This window comes from Pseudomonas sp. BE134, assembly GCF_031456105.1.
In the GTDB taxonomy this organism is placed as follows: Bacteria; Pseudomonadota; Gammaproteobacteria; order Pseudomonadales; family Pseudomonadaceae; genus Aquipseudomonas.
The window spans coordinates 24341-44530 of sequence record NZ_JAVDUA010000018.1; the positions used below are offsets into that span (position 1 = coordinate 24341).

General features: G+C 56.9%; 23 protein-coding genes and 1 tRNA gene. 20 read left to right on the forward strand and 4 right to left on the reverse strand.

Annotation, left to right across the window (positions count from 1 at the left end; translation table 11 throughout):
* The first annotated feature begins 688 nt into the window (after window positions 1–688).
* Both J2Y56_RS16155 and J2Y56_RS16160 read left to right on the forward strand, forming a co-directional pair.
* On the forward strand, window positions 689–1825 hold the full coding sequence (locus J2Y56_RS16155; protein ID WP_310351346.1) for an ImmA/IrrE family metallo-endopeptidase: 1137 nt from the start codon (window positions 689–691) through the stop codon (window positions 1823–1825).
* On the forward strand, window positions 1822–2319 hold the full coding sequence (locus J2Y56_RS16160; protein ID WP_310351350.1) for a DUF4411 family protein: 498 nt from the start codon (window positions 1822–1824) through the stop codon (window positions 2317–2319). The genes J2Y56_RS16155 and J2Y56_RS16160 overlap by 4 nt, the downstream gene beginning before the upstream one ends.
* A 136-nt stretch (window positions 2320–2455) precedes the next feature.
* Here the strand turns inward: J2Y56_RS16160 and J2Y56_RS16165 are convergent, their stop codons facing one another.
* From J2Y56_RS16165 to J2Y56_RS16175, 3 genes are all read right to left on the reverse strand, one after another.
* On the reverse strand, window positions 2456–2842 hold the full coding sequence (locus J2Y56_RS16165; RefSeq protein ID WP_405046862.1) for a DUF3916 domain-containing protein: 387 nt from the start codon (window positions 2840–2842) through the stop codon (window positions 2456–2458).
* 145 nt (window positions 2843–2987) lie between these two features.
* Window positions 2988–3317 (reverse strand): hypothetical protein, encoded by a 330-nt coding sequence (locus J2Y56_RS16170; RefSeq protein WP_310351353.1) that lies wholly within the window; start codon window positions 3315–3317, stop codon window positions 2988–2990.
* 149 nt (window positions 3318–3466) lie between these two features.
* Window positions 3467–3551, reverse strand: a tRNA-Leu gene (locus tag J2Y56_RS16175).
* 107 nt (window positions 3552–3658) lie between these two features.
* On the opposite strand from J2Y56_RS16175, the gene queA reads away from it, so the two are divergent.
* The 6 genes from queA to J2Y56_RS16205 all read left to right on the forward strand — a co-directional run bounded on the left by queA (window position 3659) and on the right by J2Y56_RS16205 (window position 9744).
* Window positions 3659–4708 (forward strand): tRNA preQ1(34) S-adenosylmethionine ribosyltransferase-isomerase QueA, encoded by a 1050-nt coding sequence (gene queA / locus J2Y56_RS16180; RefSeq protein ID WP_310351355.1) that lies wholly within the window; start codon window positions 3659–3661, stop codon window positions 4706–4708.
* Window positions 4709–4722: 14 nt separating this feature from the next.
* Window positions 4723–5838: a tRNA guanosine(34) transglycosylase Tgt gene (tgt, locus tag J2Y56_RS16185; protein WP_223512204.1), complete on the forward strand. Its 1116-nt coding sequence runs from the start codon at window positions 4723–4725 to the stop codon at window positions 5836–5838.
* A gap of 43 nt (window positions 5839–5881) precedes the next feature.
* On the forward strand, window positions 5882–6220 hold the full coding sequence (gene yajC / locus J2Y56_RS16190) for a preprotein translocase subunit YajC (RefSeq protein ID WP_007916913.1): 339 nt from the start codon (window positions 5882–5884) through the stop codon (window positions 6218–6220).
* Window positions 6221–6284: 64 nt separating this feature from the next.
* Window positions 6285–8153, forward strand: coding sequence for a protein translocase subunit SecD (gene secD / locus J2Y56_RS16195; protein WP_310351360.1), 1869 nt, complete (start codon window positions 6285–6287; stop codon window positions 8151–8153).
* Between the two features lie 9 nt (window positions 8154–8162).
* Window positions 8163–9077: a protein translocase subunit SecF gene (secF, locus tag J2Y56_RS16200; RefSeq protein WP_007948184.1), complete on the forward strand. Its 915-nt coding sequence runs from the start codon at window positions 8163–8165 to the stop codon at window positions 9075–9077.
* Between the two features lie 118 nt (window positions 9078–9195).
* Entirely contained in the window at window positions 9196–9744 is a 549-nt protein-coding gene (locus J2Y56_RS16205) for a glycine zipper 2TM domain-containing protein (RefSeq protein ID WP_150782446.1), read from the forward strand.
* Between the two features lie 251 nt (window positions 9745–9995).
* On the opposite strand, the gene suhB is transcribed toward J2Y56_RS16205, so the two are convergent.
* Complete coding sequence (suhB, locus tag J2Y56_RS16210; RefSeq protein WP_007948182.1) at window positions 9996–10814, reverse strand: inositol-phosphate phosphatase; 819 nt, start codon at window positions 10812–10814, stop codon at window positions 9996–9998.
* Between the two features lie 306 nt (window positions 10815–11120).
* On the opposite strand from suhB, the gene trmJ reads away from it, so the two are divergent.
* From trmJ to rlmN, 12 genes are all read left to right on the forward strand, one after another.
* Window positions 11121–11891, forward strand: a complete 771-nt coding sequence (gene trmJ / locus J2Y56_RS16215) for a tRNA (cytosine(32)/uridine(32)-2'-O)-methyltransferase TrmJ (protein WP_310336481.1) — start codon at window positions 11121–11123, stop codon at window positions 11889–11891.
* Window positions 11892–11893: 2 nt separating this feature from the next.
* Entirely contained in the window at window positions 11894–12670 is a 777-nt protein-coding gene (cysE, locus tag J2Y56_RS16220; protein ID WP_007948179.1) for a serine O-acetyltransferase, read from the forward strand.
* 238 nt (window positions 12671–12908) lie between these two features.
* Window positions 12909–13400 (forward strand): Fe-S cluster assembly transcriptional regulator IscR, encoded by a 492-nt coding sequence (iscR, locus tag J2Y56_RS16225; RefSeq protein ID WP_007948177.1) that lies wholly within the window; start codon window positions 12909–12911, stop codon window positions 13398–13400.
* Window positions 13401–13450: 50 nt separating this feature from the next.
* Entirely contained in the window at window positions 13451–14665 is a 1215-nt protein-coding gene (locus tag J2Y56_RS16230) for an IscS subfamily cysteine desulfurase (protein ID WP_310336478.1), read from the forward strand.
* Window positions 14666–14750: 85 nt separating this feature from the next.
* Window positions 14751–15137, forward strand: coding sequence for a Fe-S cluster assembly scaffold IscU (gene iscU, locus J2Y56_RS16235; protein ID WP_003443374.1), 387 nt, complete (start codon window positions 14751–14753; stop codon window positions 15135–15137).
* A 34-nt stretch (window positions 15138–15171) separates the two neighbouring features.
* Window positions 15172–15495: an iron-sulfur cluster assembly protein IscA gene (gene iscA, locus J2Y56_RS16240; RefSeq protein WP_003227904.1), complete on the forward strand. Its 324-nt coding sequence runs from the start codon at window positions 15172–15174 to the stop codon at window positions 15493–15495.
* 8 nt (window positions 15496–15503) lie between these two features.
* Window positions 15504–16025, forward strand: coding sequence for a co-chaperone HscB (hscB, locus tag J2Y56_RS16245; RefSeq protein ID WP_007948175.1), 522 nt, complete (start codon window positions 15504–15506; stop codon window positions 16023–16025).
* Window positions 16026–16076: 51 nt separating this feature from the next.
* On the forward strand, window positions 16077–17939 hold the full coding sequence (hscA, locus tag J2Y56_RS16250; protein ID WP_007948174.1) for a Fe-S protein assembly chaperone HscA: 1863 nt from the start codon (window positions 16077–16079) through the stop codon (window positions 17937–17939).
* Between the two features lie 2 nt (window positions 17940–17941).
* Window positions 17942–18283 (forward strand): ISC system 2Fe-2S type ferredoxin, encoded by a 342-nt coding sequence (gene fdx / locus J2Y56_RS16255; RefSeq protein ID WP_150780356.1) that lies wholly within the window; start codon window positions 17942–17944, stop codon window positions 18281–18283.
* A 14-nt stretch (window positions 18284–18297) separates the two neighbouring features.
* A complete protein-coding gene (iscX, locus tag J2Y56_RS16260; RefSeq protein ID WP_007903597.1) occupies window positions 18298–18498 on the forward strand; it encodes a Fe-S cluster assembly protein IscX in 201 nt (66 codons plus the stop codon).
* 92 nt (window positions 18499–18590) lie between these two features.
* Window positions 18591–19016, forward strand: coding sequence for a nucleoside-diphosphate kinase (ndk, locus tag J2Y56_RS16265; RefSeq protein WP_007916882.1), 426 nt, complete (start codon window positions 18591–18593; stop codon window positions 19014–19016).
* A 27-nt stretch (window positions 19017–19043) separates the two neighbouring features.
* A complete protein-coding gene (gene rlmN / locus J2Y56_RS16270; protein WP_007948172.1) occupies window positions 19044–20186 on the forward strand; it encodes a 23S rRNA (adenine(2503)-C(2))-methyltransferase RlmN in 1143 nt (380 codons plus the stop codon).
* Window positions 20187–20190 lie beyond the last annotated feature (4 nt).

Genomic DNA, 20190 nt, shown 5'->3' on the forward strand with positions numbered 1-20190 from the left:
ACAGTGGGACGTTACGCAACTGGGAGTCGCGTTGAGGGCAAAGCCAAATTTTGTACGTATCCATACAGCGCATTGTGAAGCTCCTTAATTTTTAAGAGCCGCCACAATTCGTTACCAAGCGAATGGGTGGCAGCTGTGCGCAGGTTGGTAAACCGGGAAATCAAGGAAACCGGCACGTCCGAAGACGTCCCACGCACAGCCGCCATAACGCAGATCGCAGGCGAAAAAAAAGCGCCTGCGAACGCATGGCACTGTTGCGCAGTGATTTACCTCGGGTTACCAAGCCCGGTCGCTGAATTGGCAGCGACGGTGGGAGGGTATCGTGGGGATCTCGTTACTGCAACCCTCCAAATTTCTGCGTAATAATCTGGTCGATCGCGGGGTGAACTCGGGTTATGAAGTCGCGGCGTCGAGCTGCACTTAAGTCATGAAATGTGTTGAAACACGGCGGTGCCATCCGTCTGCGGGTTACATATTTGCGCTTCGAGTCGTTGCGTATTTACCTCATACTCGCGTGCTTCTTCCGACGTAGCTCTGCTACTCGACTAATCTGTAGACGCTGCCCACTAGACCATTAATAGCCAAGGAGAAAGGCAATGCCAGATAACCGGTCCCCGCGTCAGTCGGCTGCATCTGCAAAGGATGCTCTCGAACGTTTGCTGGACCCATCTAATTTGCCTGTGACCCTATGAGCCAAGCCGCCTTAGTCAATCCAGGCCTGCTCACATGGTCTCGTGAGCGCGCAGGTCTCTCTACTGAGCAGGTTGCTAAAAAGCTGCCAGTGAAACCTGATCGAGTAGAGGAATGGGAGGCTGGCGAGACCAAGCCAACATTCCTTCAGGCTCAAAAGTGGGCGAGTCTCGTTCACATCCCTTTTGGCTTCTTGTTTCTTGTGCGCCCGCCATTTGAACAACTGCCTTTACCTGATCTTCGGACCGTCGGCGATATTGCGCCTCAACGTCCCAGCCTGGAGTTGTTGGACACCGTCAGGGACTCCATGCGTAAGCAGGACTGGTATCTGGAATATCTGCAACACCAGGAACATCAGCCGCTGGCATTTGTCGGTCGCTTCAGCAGCCGATCTCAAGTCGCAGAGGTGGTGGACGATATCCGCCGGACGCTCGGTGTGAACCCTGACGCTGCTCGATTGGATTACGACAAATACAGCCGTGCCTTGATCGAAGCTGCAGAAGCGGCTGGCATTTTGGTTATGCGCAGTGGCATTGCGCTAGGAAATACTCATCGCAAACTTGAAGTCAGCGAGTTCCGGGGTTTTGCCATCAGTAATACCTACGCCCCCGTGGTATTCGTCAACAGTTCCGATGCCCCCACTGCCCGGCTGTTCACCTTACTTCACGAGCTGGCCCATATCTGGATTGGTAGCAGTGGAGTGTCTGACGGAAACACCGCCAATGGTCGAGATGAGGAGCGCTTCTGCAATGCAGTTGCAGGTGAGTTTCTGGCTCCCGAAGCCCAATTTCGTGCCCTGTGGAACCCTGATGTTAACTGGGAGGACAATTTAGCTCCGCTAGCCACTCGGTTTCACATTAGTAAATTAGCCATCGGTCGTCGGGCATTAGACCTTGGTTATATAATCCAAGCGCATTACAGCGTTTACTATCGAATGATCCTCAGGGCTTTCCAGGATGAAAAAGGTGGCGCGGGTGACTATTACCGTAACTCCACCGCGAAAAACAGCCCTCGCCTAAGCAAAGCAGTACTGACTGAAGCAATGAGTGGTCGGATGCTGCTACGCGAGGCTGGACACTTGCTCGGCGTGCAACCTGCCAAGTTAAGGACACTCGCAAGTAAGATCACGGAATGAATTATTTACTCGACGCTAACACGCTGATCGAAGCAAAGAACCGTTACTACGGCATGACAATCTGTCCTGGTTTTTGGCAATGGTTATTGCTGAAAAATGAAGCGTTGGCTTTAGCCACCATTGCACCTGTAATGGATGAACTAACAAAAGGGCATGACGATCTAGCGGGTTGGGCGAAGGACAATTCTGATTTCTTTCACTCCACCACCGGTCAGGATACGCAACTGGCATTCATGCAGATTGCGGGGCTTGTTGCTGATCAAGTGCCTAAGATGAAAACTGGCGCTATGGAGGAATTTTTAGCGGGTGCTGACCCTTGGTTGATTGCGAAGGCGATGACTTCAGGGGCTACAGTAGTTACTCACGAAGTATTGAATCTCGAAGCTAAGCGAAAATTCATCATTCCTAATATTTGTAAGGAGCTGAATGTTCCTTTCTTGAATACGTTTGAATTGCTGCATAGGCTTGAAGCGAGGTTTGTGTTGCCTGCTTGAAAAAAGTGCCTTGCTGAAATCGTTTGGACTTGAAATTCTTAACAGAGTGAATGGGAATAAATCTTTCCCGTTTTTTTGGATCATTCTTGCTAGAGTTCTAGTGTGGAGAAAAAGTTTGTCCTCTCTTTTCTCCACATCAGGCCGGTTCCCCGATGCACCACCACTGCACTGCGATTTCATCGTCAGGCTGAGTAACGTCATGCCCGTGCTCAATGAAATTTGCTGGCATGTGCAACGCAAGCGCATGACTGATTCGCTCTGGCATGAGCGCGTTAGTTTCACCAAGAAAACCCAAATAATAGTCCCGGTCATAGAAAACGGTGATCTCGCTCTGATGAACCCATCGCCACACCAGCAGGCAAGCGACGCGGTAGTAACCTTGTGAGTGGTCAGCAGCGTTGGACAGGTGGCTAGCGGCTTCGAGCAGTTGCTGAATGCAGAAGGCCTGAACTTCGATCCTGGCTCGAGGACCTTCGACCAGAGCCTCATGCACCGGGATTTTCCAGTGTGTGTAGCGCTCCATTTGCGCGGATCGCGGGTAAAACTCGTCGCGAAAACTGCAGGCCCAGCGCTCTAGGGCGCAATGGAAAAGTGGACAGGTCCATTCTCATTTCAACCCAGTATCCCTCGGTGTAAAGGGGTTTCAAGCCTGCTCCTGACCCGAGCATTCACTGAATGTCTTTCAGATATTCCTTGAGCGCAATGAGCGGGGCTTCAAGCTGATCCATCGTCTGCGCGGCGCTGAAATCAGCTGACAACCTGTTCAGCTCCCGCCCCATTGGCGTATCAACACCGTCTAAAGCTTCCAATGCCAAACCCACGCAGTGCGACACTCTAAACTGGATCGAGTCAACATCGCCCCTGCGCAAGAGTAAGCCAAACACCTCCCGCTCATACTCACTCATCACCAAATCATCCCGAAGGATCGGACTCGAATCCTCCGTCTCATAAGCAAGCTTGAGGCAGAACAGGGCGACGGTTTCCAGCAGCAGTTCCATGGGATGAATCCTTGAGAGGGGTCGTACAGGCAAGAATACGAAGATCAAAAGCTCGCAGCCTTCGGCAGCTGCTACACGACAGCGGTAAGCAAGCTCACTTTCCGACAGACGAAAAAAAAGGCCTTGCTAAGCAAGACCTTTCTTAATTTTGGTGCCCCGAGGGAGACTCGAACTCCCACTCCTTTCGAAAACGGATTTTGAATCCGCCGCGTCTACCAATTCCGCCATCAGGGCTCAATGGCCGCGGAGTATAGAGATGAGATAACCGTTGGTCAATCAGGTACATGGAGAATTTTTGATATTTCCGCTAGACTTCCCGGCCCTGCTAGACGAACCCCATCATGCGCGTTGCTGACTTTACCTTCGAACTCCCCGATTCGCTGATCGCCCGCCATCCTTTGGCCGAGCGTCGCAACAGTCGCCTGTTGACCCTTGATGGGGTCAGCGGCGCCCTGGCACACCGTCAATTCACTGATTTGCTTGAGCATTTGCGCCCAGGCGATTTGATGGTGTTCAACAATACCCGGGTGATTCCGGCGCGGCTGTTTGGCCAGAAGGCTTCCGGCGGCAAGCTGGAAATCCTGGTCGAGCGCGTGCTCGACAGTCATCGCGTGCTGGCGCATGTGCGCTCCAGCAAGTCGCCGAAACCGGGTTCCAAGATCCTGATTGATGGCGGTGGCGAGGCCGAGATGCTGGCGCGTCACGATGCGTTGTTTGAGTTGGGGTTCGCCGAAGAGGTGTTGCCGCTGCTCGACCGCGTCGGGCACATGCCGTTGCCGCCTTATATAGACCGCCCGGATGAAGGCTCGGACCGTGAGCGTTATCAGACGGTCTACGCCGAGCGCCTGGGCGCTGTGGCGGCGCCGACGGCGGGCCTGCATTTCGATCAGCCGCTGATGGAGGCGATTGCCGCCAAGGGTATCGACACCGCGTTCGTGACCTTGCACGTCGGCGCCGGCACGTTCCAGCCGGTGCGCGTCGAGAAGATCGAAGATCACCACATGCACAGCGAATGGCTGGAAGTCGGCCAGGACGTGGTGGATGCGGTGGCGGCCTGCCGCGCTCGCGGTGGTCGCGTGGTGGCCGTGGGGACCACCAGCGTGCGTTCGCTGGAAAGTGCTGCGCGCGATGGTGTGCTCAAGCCGTTCAGTGGCGACACCGACATTTTCATCTACCCAGGCCGACCGTTTCATGTGGTCGATGCTCTGGTCACGAACTTCCATTTGCCCGAATCCACGCTGTTGATGCTGGTTTCGGCGTTCGCCGGTTATCCCGAAGCCATGGCTGCTTATAAAGCGGCCGTCGAGCATGGATACCGCTTTTTCAGCTACGGTGATGCGATGTTTATCACCCGTAACCCCGCACCACGTGGCCCAGAGGAAACAGAATGAGTCGCCAAAGTCGTATGTCGTTTGAGTTGCTTGCTACTGACGGCAAGGCTCGTCGCGGTCGTTTGACCTTTCCACGCGGCACCGTAGAAACCCCGGCGTTCATGCCGGTGGGCACCTACGGCACCGTCAAGGGCATGTTGCCGCGGGATATCACCGCCACGGGCGCGGAAATCATTCTGGGCAACACCTTCCACTTGTGGCTGCGTCCTGGCACTGAAGTGATCAAGAAGCACGGCGACCTGCACGATTTCATGCAGTGGAAAGGCCCGATTCTGACCGACTCCGGTGGTTTTCAGGTGTTCAGCCTGGGCGCCATGCGCAAGATCAAGGAGGAGGGCGTGACCTTCGCTTCTCCGGTCGACGGCGCCAAAGTGTTCATGGGCCCGGAAGAGTCGATGCAGGTTCAGCGTGACCTGGGCTCGGACATCGTGATGATTTTCGACGAATGCACTCCGTACCCGGCTGACGAAGACGTCGCTCGCGTGTCGATGGAGCTGTCGTTGCGTTGGGCCAAGCGCTCGAAAGAAGCCCATGGCGACAACACGGCGGCGCTGTTTGGCATCGTGCAGGGCGGCATGCACCAGGACCTGCGCATGCGCTCCCTGGAAGGCCTCGACCAGATTGGCTTTGATGGCCTGGCCATTGGCGGTCTGTCGGTGGGCGAGCCCAAGCACGAAATGATCAAGGTGCTGGATTACCTGCCGGGTCAGATGCCGGCTGACAAACCTCGTTACCTTATGGGCGTTGGCAAACCGGAAGATCTGGTTGAGGGTGTGCGCCGCGGTGTGGACATGTTCGATTGCGTGATGCCAACCCGTAATGCCCGCAATGGGCATCTGTTCATTGACACAGGCGTGCTGAAGATCCGTAACGCGTTCCATCGCCATGATGATTCGCCGCTGGATCCGACCTGCGATTGCTACACCTGCCAGAACTTCTCCCGTGCTTATCTGCACCATCTGGACAAGTGCGGCGAAATGTTGGGTAGCATGTTGAATACCATCCACAATTTGCGCCATTACCAGGTGCTTATGGCTGGTTTGCGCGAGTCTATTCAACAAGGTACATTGGCCGCCTTTGTCGATGCCTTCTACGCCAAACGCGGGTTACCTGTTCCGCCTTTGGATTGAGTTTTCTGACCCTAAGATCCAACATTTGCAACTGGAGTGCTAAATGAGCTTTTTTATCTCTAATGCCATGGCTGACGCTGCTGCACCTGCTGCTGCGGGCCCAATGGGTGGCGGCTTTGAGTGGATTTTCCTGGTCGGTTTCCTGGTTATCTTCTACCTGATGATCTGGCGTCCACAGGCCAAGCGCGCCAAAGAGCAGAAGAACCTGCTGAGCAGCCTGCAAAAAGGCGATGAAGTTGTGACCACCGGTGGTATCGCCGGCAAGATCACTAAAGTGGCAGACGATTTCGTCGTTCTGGAAGTTTCCGACACCGTCGAAATGAAATTCCAGAAAGGCGCCATTGCCGCCACGCTGCCAAAAGGCACGCTAAAAGCGATCTAAGTTTCAACTTCTACTCAATCGACGGGGCGCGCAAGGCGCCCCGCGTCATATAGCGGGCGGCGTGATGCTGAACAAATACCCTCTGTGGAAATACATTCTGATCCTGGCGGTGCTGGCGGTCGGTTTGATTTATTCCGCTCCCAATTTATATCCTGATGACCCGGCCATTCAGGTCAGCGGCGCAAGCACTGCGCTGGTCGTCACTCAGGCTGATCTGGATCGCGTGAGCGCTGCGCTCAAGGAATCCGGGATCAGCGTCAAGGCTGCCACGCTGTCGGCGAACGGCAAGGGTGGTCTGATTCGTCTGACCAAGGCTGAAGCTCAGCTGCCTGCCAAAGACGTCGTGCGCAAGGTGTTGGGCGATGACTACGTTGTTGCACTGAACCTGGCACAAACCACGCCACAATGGCTGCGCAACCTGGGCGCGCACCCGATGAAGCTGGGTCTGGACTTGTCCGGTGGTGTGCACTTCCTGCTGGAAGTGGACATGGACAAAGCCATCGACGCACGCTTGAAGGTGTACGAAGGCGACGTAAAGAGCCTGTTGCGTAAAGATAAACTGCGCTATCGCAGCCTGCCGCAATTCAACGGTGCCATTCAGCTGGGCTTCACTGATGAAGCAGCCCGCGAACAAGCCCGTGTGCTGATCCGCAAGAACTTCACTGATTTCGACATTGTTCCGGCCGACCTCAATGGTCAGTTGGTGCTGCGTCTGGCGATGACCCCGGCCAAGCTGGCGGAAATCCGCGAATACTCCATCAAGCAGAACTTGACCACGGTACGTAACCGCGTCAACGAGCTGGGTGTTGCCGAACCGATCGTTCAGCGTCAGGGCGCCAACCGCATCGTGGTTGAGCTGCCGGGCGTTCAGGACACTGCAGAAGCCAAGCGTATCCTCGGCAAGACGGCCAACCTTGAGTTCCGTCTGGCAGCTGAGCCGGGTGCTTCGAAAGCCACTTCCGAAACCTTCGAGTTCCGTGAAGGCAATCGTCCGCCGGCACAGATCGAGCGTGGCCTGATCATCACCGGTGACCAGGTGACTGACGCCAAGGCTGGCTTCGGCGAGCAAGGCACGCCAGAAGTGAACATTCGTCTGGATGGTCATGGTGGCGAGCTGATGAGTCGTGCGACTCGCAGCAACGTCGGTCGCAGCATGGCGGTGATCTTCATCGAGCAGCGCCCTGTTACCACCTACACCAAGCAGATGGTCAACGGCGTCGAGAAAGACGTCGCGGTTCAAACGTTCAAAGAAGAGAAGAAGATCATCAGCCTGGCGACCATCCAGTCGCCGCTGGGTGCTCAGTTCCGCATCACTGGCCTGAACGGCCAGGGCGAGTCTTCCGAGCTGGCACTGTTGCTGCGTGCCGGTGGTCTGGCTGCCCCGATGTACTTCGCTGAAGAGCGAACCATTGGTCCAAGCCTGGGTGCCGACAACATCACCAAGGGTATCGATGCATCGCTGTGGGGCATGCTGTTTGTCTCGCTGTTCATCATCGCCATCTACCGCTTCTTCGGCATTATCGCCACTGTCGCTCTGGCGGTGAACATGGTGCTGCTGCTGGCCTTGATGTCTTTGCTGGGGGCAACGCTGACCCTGCCAGGTATCGCCGGTATCGTATTGACCATGGGTATGGCGGTCGACGCCAACGTTCTGATCTTCTCGCGGATACGTGAAGAAATCGCGGCGGGCATGACCGTTCAACGGGCAATCAACGAAGGCTTCGGCCGGGCATTCACCGCGATTCTCGACGCCAACCTGACCACCTTGTTGGTCGGCGGGATTCTCTTTGCGATGGGCACCGGCCCGGTCAAAGGTTTCGCAGTGACCATGTCCCTCGGGATCTTTACCTCGATGTTCACGGCCATCATGGTGACCCGCGCGATGGTCAACCTGATCTTCGGCGGTCGTGACTTCAAGAAGTTGTGGATTTAAGGGGCTGCCATGTTACGTACAATCAACTTCATGGGCGTTCGCAACTTTGCGTTCGGCGTCACATTGTTCCTTACAGTACTGGCGTTGTTCAGTGTTGCCACCAAGGGCATGAACTGGGGCCTGGACTTCACCGGCGGTACGCTCATCGAGCTGACCTACGAGCGTCCGGCCGACGTCACCAAGGTGCGTGAGCAGCTGGTGACAGCGGGTTATCACGAAGCCATCGTGCAGAACTTCGGTGCAACCACCGACCTGCTGGTGCGTATGCCGGGTGAAGATCCGCAACTGGGTCACCAGGTGGCCGAGGCCTTGCAAAAGGTCGGCGGCGACAACCCTGCGCAGGTCAAGCGCGTAGAGTTCGTCGGCCCGCAGGTGGGTGAAGAGCTGCGCGACCAGGGCGGCCTCGGCATGCTGATGGCGCTGGGCGGTATCCTGATCTACCTGGCGTTCCGCTTTCAGTGGAAGTTTGCGGTCGGCGCCATCGTTTCGTTGATCCACGACGTGATCGTGACCATCGGTATTCTGTCGTTCTTCCAGATCACTTTCGATCTGACGGTTTTGGCGGCGGTACTGGCGATCATTGGTTACTCGCTCAACGACACCATCGTGGTATTTGACCGGGTTCGCGAGAACTTCCGTGTACTGCGCAAGGCGAGCCTGATCGAGAACATCAACATCTCGACCACGCAAACCCTGCTGCGGACCATGGCGACCTCGATCTCGACGTTGCTGGCGATTGCGGCCCTGTTGTTCTTCGGTGGCGATAACCTGTTCGGCTTCTCCATTGCGCTGTTCATCGGTGTTCTGGCGGGTACTTACTCGTCGATCTACATCGCGAACGTGGTGCTGATCTGGCTGAACCTCAGCAGCGAGGATTTGATTCCTCCTGCGGCGACCGAGAAGGAAGTCGACGACCGCCCATAACGGTTATCGTTTTCCAGCTGTTTGCCAAAAAAGGCGCGAGTTGAACTCGCGCCTTTTTTTATGCTCCAAGGCTGGGAGAAGCGCGGGTTTTCCCGCATGTGATGGTCAGGAGGTTCATGTGAACAAGTCGATGCTGGTTGGTGCGGTTTTGGGTGCTGTCGGTGTGACTGCCGGTGGTGCTGTCGCTACCTACAGCCTGGTTAAAAGCGGTCCTGAGTATGCGCAAGTACTCGCCGTTGAGCCGGTCAAGACACAGATCAAGACGCCACGTGAAGTATGCAAGGACGTTACCGTGACTCGGCAGGCGCCGGTCAAAGATCAGCACCAGATCGCAGGTACGGTGGTCGGTGCATTAGCAGGCGGTCTGCTGGGTAATCAGGTTGGCGGCGGCTCCGGCAAGAAAATTGCCACGGTTGCGGGCGCTGTCGGCGGTGGTTATGCGGGCAACAAGGTTCAGGAAGGCATGCAGGAGCGTGACACTTACACCACGACCCAGACTCGCTGCAACACTGTGAACGACATCAGCGACAAGGTCGTTGGCTACGATGTTCGGTATTCGCTGGATGGCAAGGAAGGCAAGGTGCGGATGGATCGCGATCCGGGTAACCAGATTCCGGTCGACAAGGAAGGCAAGCTGATCCTGTCGCAGAACGACGAGAATCGCTGAATAATCAGGTTTAAGATTCAAAAAAAAGCACCTTTCGAGGTGCTTTTTTTGTGTCCACAATTTATGCATCACCCCCAATCCATGTGGGAGCGAGCCTGCTCGCGATAGCGGTCGATCAATCAACATTGATGTTGGATGTGAGGCCGCCATCGCGAGCAGGCTCGCTCCCACAATAGTTCCTTGGTGTTTGTGGGGGCGGATTCCAGACATAAAAAAGCACCCCGAAGGGTGCTTTCTCTGTCGCTGGACGCTTAGCGCTTCAGCGAAGGCGGCAGGTGCGGCTGGATAGCCGTCAGCACTGCCTTGAAGCACTTGGTGTTACCGGCAACGACGTGGCCTTTTTCAAGGAAGTCGTGACCGCCGGTGAAGTCGCTTATCAAGCCACCGGCTTCCTGGATCAGCAGGGCGCCTGCAGCCATGTCCCACTCGGACAGACCCGACTCCCAGAACGCGTCGAAACGACCGGCAGCCACGTAAGCCAGGTCCAGGCTCGCCGAGCCGGCGCGGCGGATGCCGGCAGTCTGGCCAACCAGGGCGCGGAACATGCCCAGGTAGTTTTCGAGGTTGTCCATCTGGTCGTCACGGAACGGGAAGCCGGTGCCCAGCAGGGCGCCGTCCAGGCTGGTGCGGCCGCTGACGCGCAGGCGACGACCGTTCAGTTGAGCGCCGCGACCACGGCTGGCGGTGAATTCTTCCTGGCGAACCGGATCCAGAACAACAGCGTGTTCCAGGCGACCGCGGTATTTGCAGGCGATGCTGACAGCGAAGTGAGGAATGCCGCGCAGGAAGTTGGTGGTGCCGTCCAGCGGATCGATGATCCACAGGTACTCTTCGCCTTCGATGCCGTTGCCGGCGTGCATGCCGGTTTCTTCACCCAGGATCGAGTGATTCGGGTAGGCCTTGCGCAGCGCATCGATGATTTTCTGTTCGGCGGCGCGATCCACCTCGGATACATAATCCTTGGCGTCTTTTTCGTCGACCTTGATGGTATCCAGGCGCTCGATGGAGCGGAAAATCAATTCACTGGCGCTGCGGGCGGCGCGCAGCGCGATATTCAGCATGGGCTGCATGGATGTGTCACCTAAGGTTGTTAAAGAAAGCCGGGCATTCTATCAGAACTTTTCTACAGGTGAAGGTCGGTGTTCGCTTTCATAGCTTAACGGTGTGTCCTGCCTCAGAAAGACGTTCACTTTTTGACGAGTGGTCAATGTTGGCAGGCAAGGCGCCGCGCCGACTCATAGCTCGCTATGGGGAGAAGCGGCAACGCAGCATGCCGACATTGAACGCCGTCAAAAGTGAACAGTTATTTTTGAGGCGGGGCACCCGGAGTAACTGTAAGATTCGGCTCCCTGATTCTGTGTTCGAGAACGCCTCCCGTGCTGCAAAACATTCGTGTCGTCCTGGTCAATACCAGTCATCCCGGCAACATCGGCGGGGCTGCGCGTGCCATGAAGAACATGGGCCTGTCGCGGCTGGTGCTGGTCGAACCGCGGTTATTCCCGCATCACGAAGCCGACGCCCGTGCTTCCGGTGCCGGGGATATCCTTGAAAACGCGCAAGTCGTCGCCACCCTGGAAGATGCCTTGGTCGGCTGCAACCTGGTGCTGGGCACCAGTGCGCGTGACCGTCGCATTCCCTGGCCGTTGCTCGACCCCCGCGAATGCGGTGTGAAAGTAGTGGAAGAAGCCGGGCAGGGCGCCGAGATTGCCTTGGTGTTCGGTCGTGAAGATTCCGGCCTGACCAATGAAGAGCTGCAGCGATGTCATTATCACGTGCACATCCCCTCGGACCCGGAGTTCAGTTCGCTGAACCTTGGGGCGGCGGTGCAGGTGTTGGGTTATGAAGTGCGCATGTCCTGGCTTGCGGCCCAAGGGCAGCCGAGCAAGGTCGAGAAGGACGAAGTGGCGTCCACCAAAAGTGGTGAGCTGGCGACCATGGATGAGCTGGAGCGATTCTATGAACACCTGGAGCAAACCCTGGTGGCCATCGAATTCCTCGATCCGGAAAAACCACGGCACTTGATGGCGCGCCTGCGCCGGTTATACGGACGTAGCTCGGTCAGCCGGGCGGAAATGAATATATTGCGAGGCATCCTCACGGAAACCCAGAAAGCGGCCCGTGGCGAGCTTCTAAAGCGGAAGGATTAAAAATGTTCGAGCGTTTGCGTGAAGATATCCAGAGCGTATTCCACCGAGACCCGGCGGCGCGTAACGCTTTTGAAGTCCTGACTTGCTACCCGGGCATGCATGCCATCTGGATTCACCGTCTGTCGGCGGCGTTGTGGCGCGCAGAGCTGAAATGGCTGGCGCGGCTGGTGTCGAACTTTGGTCGCTGGTTGACCGGGATCGAGATCCATCCGGGCGCCAAAGTTGGTCGTCGTTTCTTTATTGATCATGGCATGGGCATCGTCATCGGTGAAACCGCCGAGATCGGCAATGATGTCACCCTTTATCAAGGCGTGACGCTGGGAGGCACCAGCTGGAACAAGGGCAAGCGTCACCCGACCCTTGAAGATGGTGTGGTGGTCGGTGCAGGCGCCAAGGTGCTTGGCCCGTTTACCGTCGGCGCTGGGGCCAAGGTCGGTTCCAATGCTGTGGTGACCAAGGCGGTTCCGCCGGGGGCTACGGTCGTTGGTATTCCAGGGCGGATCATCGTCAAGTCCGATGATGAGCAAGATGCCAAGCGTAAAGCCATGGCCGAGAAAATCGGCTTCGATGCCTACGGTGTCGGCGAAGACATGCCTGACCCGGTGGCGCGTGCCATTGGTCAGTTGCTGGATCACTTGCAGGCGGTCGATGGTCGTCTGGAGGGGATGTGCGGCGCGCTGAAGGATCTGGGAAGTAATTACTGCGCCAAGGAGCTGCCTGAATTACGCGAAGAAGACTTCGCCTGCGTCAAGGACAAGGATCAAAGTCAGGCCAGCTAGATCGAGTCGACTGCATCGCCAGCAGGCTGGCTCCCACAGGGAAATGCATTTCAAATGTGGGAGCCAGCCTGCTGGCGATGAACGATAACGCGCAATTGCTGGCTGTAACCGTCCAGCCTTTGCTATGATGCGGCCGCTCTTTTGCGGGTAAACCTGACTAAAGTACTAGGTCTTATAGTTGACTTAAATACTCGGGAATTGCATACTCGCCTCATTCTGAACTCCGTGGTAATTGTCCATGCGACTGACTACAAAAGGCCGATACGCCGTGACCGCCATGCTCGATCTGGCGTTGCACGCGCAGCACGGGCCGGTGTCCCTGGCCGATATCTCCGAGCGCCAAGGCATCTCCCTGTCCTACCTCGAACAGCTTTTCGCCAAATTGCGCCGCAGCAATCTGGTGTCCAGCGTCCGTGGTCCGGGTGGTGGCTACCAATTGTCCCGCGACATGCAAGGCATTCAGGTGGCCCAGGTGATCGATGCGGTGAACGAATCGGTCGATGCAACCAAATGCCAGGGTCAAGGCGATTGCCATTCCGGCGATACCTGTCTGACTCACCACTTGTGGTGTGACCTGAGCCTGCAGATTCACGAATTTCTGAGCGGTATCAGCTTGGCTGACCTTGTGACTCGCCGTGAGGTGCAAGATATAGCCCAGCGTCAGGACCAGCGCCGTTGCAACAGCAAGGCGCCACGCCTGGACAAGATTGAAGCGTCCGCCGTCGAATAACAGCCAAAGAGCTAACGGCACGCCAGCCAGCCTGATTTAGGAGATAGTCCATGAAATTGCCGATTTACCTTGATTACTCTGCGACGACCCCGGTTGATCCGCGTGTTGCGCAAAAAATGAGTGAATGCCTGCTGGTCGACGGAAACTTCGGTAACCCGGCGTCCCGTTCCCACGTGTTCGGCTGGAAAGCTGAAGAGTCCGTCGAAAACGCCCGTCGTCAGGTCGCAGACCTGGTCAACGCCGATCCGCGTGAAATCGTCTGGACCTCCGGTGCCACCGAATCCGACAACCTGGCAATCAAGGGTGCGGCGCACTTCTATGCGACCAAGGGCAAACACCTGATCACCACCAAGATTGAGCACAAGGCTGTCCTGGACACCATGCGCCAACTGGAGCGTGAAGGCTTCGAAGTGACCTACCTCGAGCCTCAGACCGATGGTCTGGTAACTCCGGCCATGATTGAAGCTGCACTGCGTGACGACACCATCCTGGTCTCGGTCATGCACGTGAACAACGAAATCGGCACCGTCAACGACATTGCCGCCATCGGCGAACTGACCCGTTCCAAGGGCATCCTGTTCCACGTCGACGCCGCTCAGTCCACCGGCAAGGTCGACATCGACCTGTCGAAGCTGAAAGTCGACCTGATGTCCTTCTCTGCCCACAAAACCTACGGCCCTAAAGGCATTGGCGCGCTGTACGTCAGCCGCAAGCCGCGTGTTCGCATCGAAGCGACCATGCACGGCGGCGGTCACGAGCGTGGCATGCGTTCCGGCACCCTGGCGACCCACCAGATCGTCGGCATGGGTGAAGCTTTCCGCGTAGCCAAAGAAGACATGGCTGCCGAAAACGTGCGCATCAAAGCCCTGAGCGACCGCTTCTTCAAACAGGTCGAAGGCCTGGAAGAGCTGTACATCAACGGCAGCATGACCGCCCGCGTACCGCACAACCTGAACCTGAGCTTCAACTACGTTGAAGGCGAGTCGCTGATCATGGCGCTCAAGGATCTGGCGGTTTCGTCCGGTTCGGCTTGCACCTCGGCTTCCCTGGAGCCTTCGTACGTACTGCGTGCCCTGGGCCGCAACGACGAACTGGCACACAGCTCGATTCGCTTCACCTTCGGCCGTTTCACTACCGAAGAAGAAATCGACTACGCCGCGCAGAAAGTCTGCGAGGCCGTTACCAAGCTGCGCACTTTGTCGCCGCTGTGGGACATGTACAAAGACGGTGTCGACATTTCGAAAATCGAGTGGGCGGCACACTGATTTCAAGTCGCCGCGAACCGGCCCTGTAAAACCAAGGTTTGCAGGGCTTAAAGAGCGACTCTCTGATGAGTGAGGAATAAGCATCATGGCTTACAGCGAAAAGGTCATCGACCACTACGAAAACCCGCGCAACGTCGGCAAGATGGACGCGGAAGATCCTGATGTCGGCACCGGCATGGTCGGCGCTCCGGCATGCGGCGACGTTATGCGCCTGCAAATCAAGGTCAACGAGCAAGGCATCATCGAAGACGCCAAGTTCAAGACCTACGGTTGCGGTTCGGCGATTGCTTCCAGCTCCCTGGCGACCGAGTGGATGAAAGGCAAGACTCTGGATGAAGCAGAGACCATCAAGAACACTCAGCTGGCTGAAGAACTGGCCCTGCCACCAGTGAAAATTCACTGCTCCGTACTCGCTGAAGACGCTATCAAAGCGGCCGTTCGCGACTACAAGCAGAAGAAAGGCTTGATCTGACTTTCAGGTTTTGGCGACGAGTAAGGAGTCACCGATGGCTATCAGCATGACAGAAGCGGCTGCTCGACACGTGCGGCGCTCCCTCGACGGGCGCGGCAAAGGTGAAGGGATTCGTCTGGGTGTTCGCACCACAGGCTGTTCCGGCCTTGCCTACGTGCTGGAGTTTGTCGACGAGGTGGTTGCAGAGGATCAGGTGTTCGAAAGTCACGGTGAAAAAGTGATTATCGACCCGAAAAGCCTGGCCTACCTGGACGGCACCGAGCTCGATTTCGTCAAGGAAGGGTTGAACGAAGGCTTCAAGTTCAACAACCCCAACGTACGCGGTGAATGTGGCTGCGGCGAAAGCTTCAACATCTGAGGCTTGTCGTGGGTACTCCTTGTCATTTCGCTTTATTTGAGCTGCAACCGAGTTTCAATCTGGACCTCGACCAGCTGGCTACGCGCTACCGTGAGTTGGCGCGCAGTGTTCATCCGGACCGCTTTGCTGACGCTTCCGAGCGTGAGCAGCGGTTGGCGCTAGAGCAATCCGCGAGCCTCAACGAGGCCTATCAGACGCTCAAAAGTCCCCCCAAGCGTGCGCGTTACTTGCTCGCTTTGAATGGTGGCGAGCTGCCGCTGGAGGTCACGGTGCATGATCCGGAGTTTCTTCTGCAGCAGATGGAGCTGCGTGAAGAGCTCGAAGACTTGCAAGACAGTGCCGATCTGGCCGGTGTTGCAGCGTTCAAGCGTCGGCTGAAAACCGCCCAGGATGTACTGAACCAAAGCTTCGCGGCTTGTTGGAATGATGCGGAGCACCGTGAACAGGCCGAACGCCTGATGCGGCGCATGCAGTTCCTCGACAAGCTCACCTACGAAGTGCGCCAGTTAGAAGAGCGCCTCGACGATTAACCCAGTGCCGCTCCGGTCGCACGCCTGATATACAGATAAGTCCTGATACCAATGGCCCTACTGCAGATCGCCGAACCCGGCCAAAGTCCTCAACCGCACCAGCGTCGTCTGGCTGTGGGGATCGACTTGGGCACTACCAATTCGCTGGTCGCTGCGTTGCGCAGTGGTCTTTCCGAGCCTCTGGCCGATTCTGACGGGCGGGTTATCCTGCCGTCTGCCGTGCGCTATCACGCCGATCGCGTCGAAGTCGGCGAGTCAGCCAAGCTGGCTGCCGCGACCGATCCGTTGAACACGGTGCTGTCGGTCAAGCGCTTGATGGGTCGTGGTCTGTCCGACGTCAAGCAATTGGGCGATCAACTGCCGTACCGCTTTGTCGGCGGCGAATCGCACATGCCGTTCATTGACACCATTCAGGGGCCGAAAAGCCCGGTCGAAGTCTCCGCCGATATCCTGAAAGTGCTGCGTCAGCGCGCCGAAGCGACGTTGGGTGGTGAGCTGGTCGGCGCGGTTATCACCGTTCCGGCCTATTTCGATGATGCGCAGCGTCAAGCCACCAAGGACGCGGCTAAACTGGCTGGTCTGAACGTCCTGCGTCTGCTCAATGAGCCGACTGCGGCGGCGGTGGCTTATGGTCTGGATCAGCATGCTGAAGGCCTGGTTGCCATTTATGACCTGGGCGGCGGCACCTTCGATATTTCGATTCTGCGCCTGACGGGCGGCGTGTTTGAGGTCCTGGCTACCGGCGGCGACAGCGCGCTGGGCGGCGATGACTTCGATCACGCGATTGCTGGTTGGATCATCGAGAGCGCCGGTTTGTCCGCCAACCTCGATCCGGGCACACAGCGTCAACTGCTGCAAACGGCCTGTGCGGCCAAAGAAGCGCTGACCAATGCCTCGTCGGTCGAAGTGGCTCATGGCGACTGGAAAGCCGAGATGACCCGCGAAGCGTTCGACGCGTTGATCGAGCCGATGGTCGCTCGCAGCCTGAAAGCCTGTCGCCGCGCAGTGCGTGATTCCGGTATCGAGCTAGAAGAAGTGCATGCAGTGGTCATGGTCGGTGGTTCGACTCGCGTACCTCGCGTTCGCGAAGCCGTCGCCGAGGCTTTTGGTCGTCAGCCACTGACCGAAATCGATCCGGATCAAGTGGTGGCCATCGGTGCCGCGATCCAGGCTGATACGCTGGCTGGCAACAAGCGCGATGGCGATGAGCTGCTGTTGCTCGACGTGATTCCGTTGTCCCTGGGGCTGGAAACCATGGGCGGCCTGATGGAGAAGGTGATTCCGCGTAACACCACCATCCCCGTCGCTCGTGCCCAGGACTTTACGACTTACAAAGATGGCCAGTCGGCCATGGCGATCCACGTGTTGCAGGGTGAGCGCGAGCTGATCAGCGACTGCCGATCCCTGGCGCGCTTTGAATTGCGCGGCATTCCGGCGATGGTGGCCGGTGCGGCGAAGATCCGCGTGACCTTTCAGGTCGATGCTGACGGTCTGCTCAGTGTTTCTGCCCGCGAGCTGGGCTCGGGCATTGAGGCCAGTATCCAGGTCAAGCCGTCTTACGGTCTGACGGATGGTGAAATTGCCAAGATGCTCAAAGACTCGTTCCAGCACGCCAACGACGACAAGGTCGCTCGGGTGTTGCGTGAGCAGCAGGTCGATGCCCAGCGCCTGATCGAAGCGGTGCAGGGCGCCCTCGATGTCGATGGCGAGCGCTTGCTCGACGCCGAAGAGCGCATGGTCATCGAATTGCAGATGCAGGAACTGACCGAACTGATGAAAGGTACTGATGGTTACGCCATCGAGCAGCAGACCAAACGTCTGTCGCAAGTGACCGATGCCTTTGCTGCCCGCCGCCTGGACTCGACGGTGAAAGCCGCGCTGGCGGGGCGCAACCTGAATGAGATTGAGGAATAACGATGCCGCAGGTCATTTTTCTGCCACACGAGAAGTTTTGCCCGGAAGGCATGGTTGTTGAGGCTGCGACCGGTACTTCCATCCTCGAACTGGCGCATGAGCACCATATCGAGATGGAAAGTGCCTGTGGCGGCGTCTGCGCTTGCACCACCTGTCACTGCATCATCCGCGAAGGTTTCGATTCGCTGGAAGAGGCTGATGAGCTGGAAGAAGACTTTCTTGATAAGGCCTGGGGGCTGGAAGCGCAATCGCGTCTAGGCTGTCAGGCAATCGTCGGGACTGAAGACCTGACGGTTGAAATTCCGAAATATTCGCTCAACCATGCGGCAGAAGCGCCGCACTGATTCAAGGAAGCGACATGAGTCTGAAATGGGTTGATGTGCTTGAAATCGCGATCCAGCTGGCTGAGTCCAGGCCGGAAGTGGATCCGCGTTATGTGAACTTCGTCGATCTGCACCAATGGGTGCTGGCATTGCCCGAGTTCAGTGATGATCCGACCCGCGGTGGCGAGAAGGTGCTTGAAGCCATTCAGGCCGCCTGGATCGAAGAAGCAGACTGAGTCTGCGCCGTACGCAGTTAGGCAATACCCAATAACCCGCGTATAATTCGCGGGTTTAATTTTTCACAAATTACCGTTTCTGGAGTTACACCATGGCTGTTCAACGTACTTTCTCTATCATCAAGCCTGACGCTGTTGCAAAAAACGTCATCGGCGAGATCACCACTCGTTTCGAAAAAGCAGGCCTGCGCGTTGTAGCTTCGAAACTGAAGCAACTGTCCAAAGCTGAAGCTGAAGGCTTCTACGCTGAGCACAGCGCTCGTGGTTTCTTCGGCGACCTGGTTGCTTTCATGATCTCCGGCCCGGTTGTTGTTCAGGTTCTGGAAGGCGAAAACGCTATCGCTCTGAACCGTGAGCTGATGGGCGCTACCAACCCTAAAGAAGCTGCTGCCGGCACCATCCGCGCTGACTTCGCTGATTCCATCGATGCCAACGCTGTACACGGTTCGGACTCCGAAGCCGCTGCTGCTCGCGAAATCTCGTACTTCTTCGCAGCTACTGAAGTAACCACTCGCTAAGCATTGCTTAAGAGTGAAGGTGAATCCATGACTACATCGACTGTAAAAACCAACCTGCTGGGTCTGACTCAACAGGAAATGGAAAAATTCTTCGACTCAATCGGGGAGAAGCGTTTCCGTGCCGGTCAGGTAATGAAATGGATTCACCACCTTGGCGTCGATGATTTTGACGCCATGACGAACGTCAGCAAGGCCTTGCGCGACAAGCTCAAGGCTATTGCCGAAGTTCGCGGTCCTGAAGTGGTCAGCGAGGACATTTCCACCGACGGCACCCGTAAGTGGGTGGTGCGCGTGGCGTCCGGCAGCTGCGTCGAGACCGTGTACATTCCTCAGGGCAAACGCGGCACGTTGTGCGTTTCGTCCCAGGCAGGCTGTGCCCTGGATTGCAGTTTCTGCTCCACCGGCAAGCAAGGTTTCAACAGTAACCTCACCGCCGCCGAAGTCATCGGTCAGGTGTGGATTGCCAATAAATCGTTCGGCAGCATACCGGCGACCGCCGACCGTGCCATCACCAACGTGGTGATGATGGGCATGGGCGAGCCACTGCTGAACTTTGACAACGTTGTCGCAGCCATGCATCTGATGATGGACGACCTGGGCTACGGCATTTCCAAGCGCCGAGTGACCCTGTCGACCTCCGGCGTGGTGCCGATGATCGATGAGCTGTCCAAGCACATCGACGTCTCGCTGGCGTTGTCCCTGCACGCCCCGAATGACGCATTGCGTAACCAATTGGTGCCGATCAACAAGAAGTATCCGCTTAAGATGCTGCTTGAATCGTGCCAGCGCTACATGTCGTCCCTGGGCGAAAAGCGCGTGCTGACCATTGAGTACACCTTGCTCAAGGACATCAACGACAAGGTTGAACATGCCGTTGAGATGATCGAGTTGCTCAAGAACATCCCGTGCAAGATCAACCTGATTCCGTTCAACCCGTTCCCGCATTCCGGTTACGAGCGCCCGAGCAACAACGCGATTCGCCGGTTTCAGGATCAGCTTCACCATGCAGGCTTCAACGTCACCGTACGCACCACCCGCGGTGAAGACATCGATGCCGCGTGTGGCCAATTGGTAGGGCAGGTGCTGGATCGCACCCGTCGCAGCGAACGTTATATCGCCGTGCGCGAGTTGAGCGCCGAAAACGATATGGCGCAAAACGCCGCGAAATAATTCA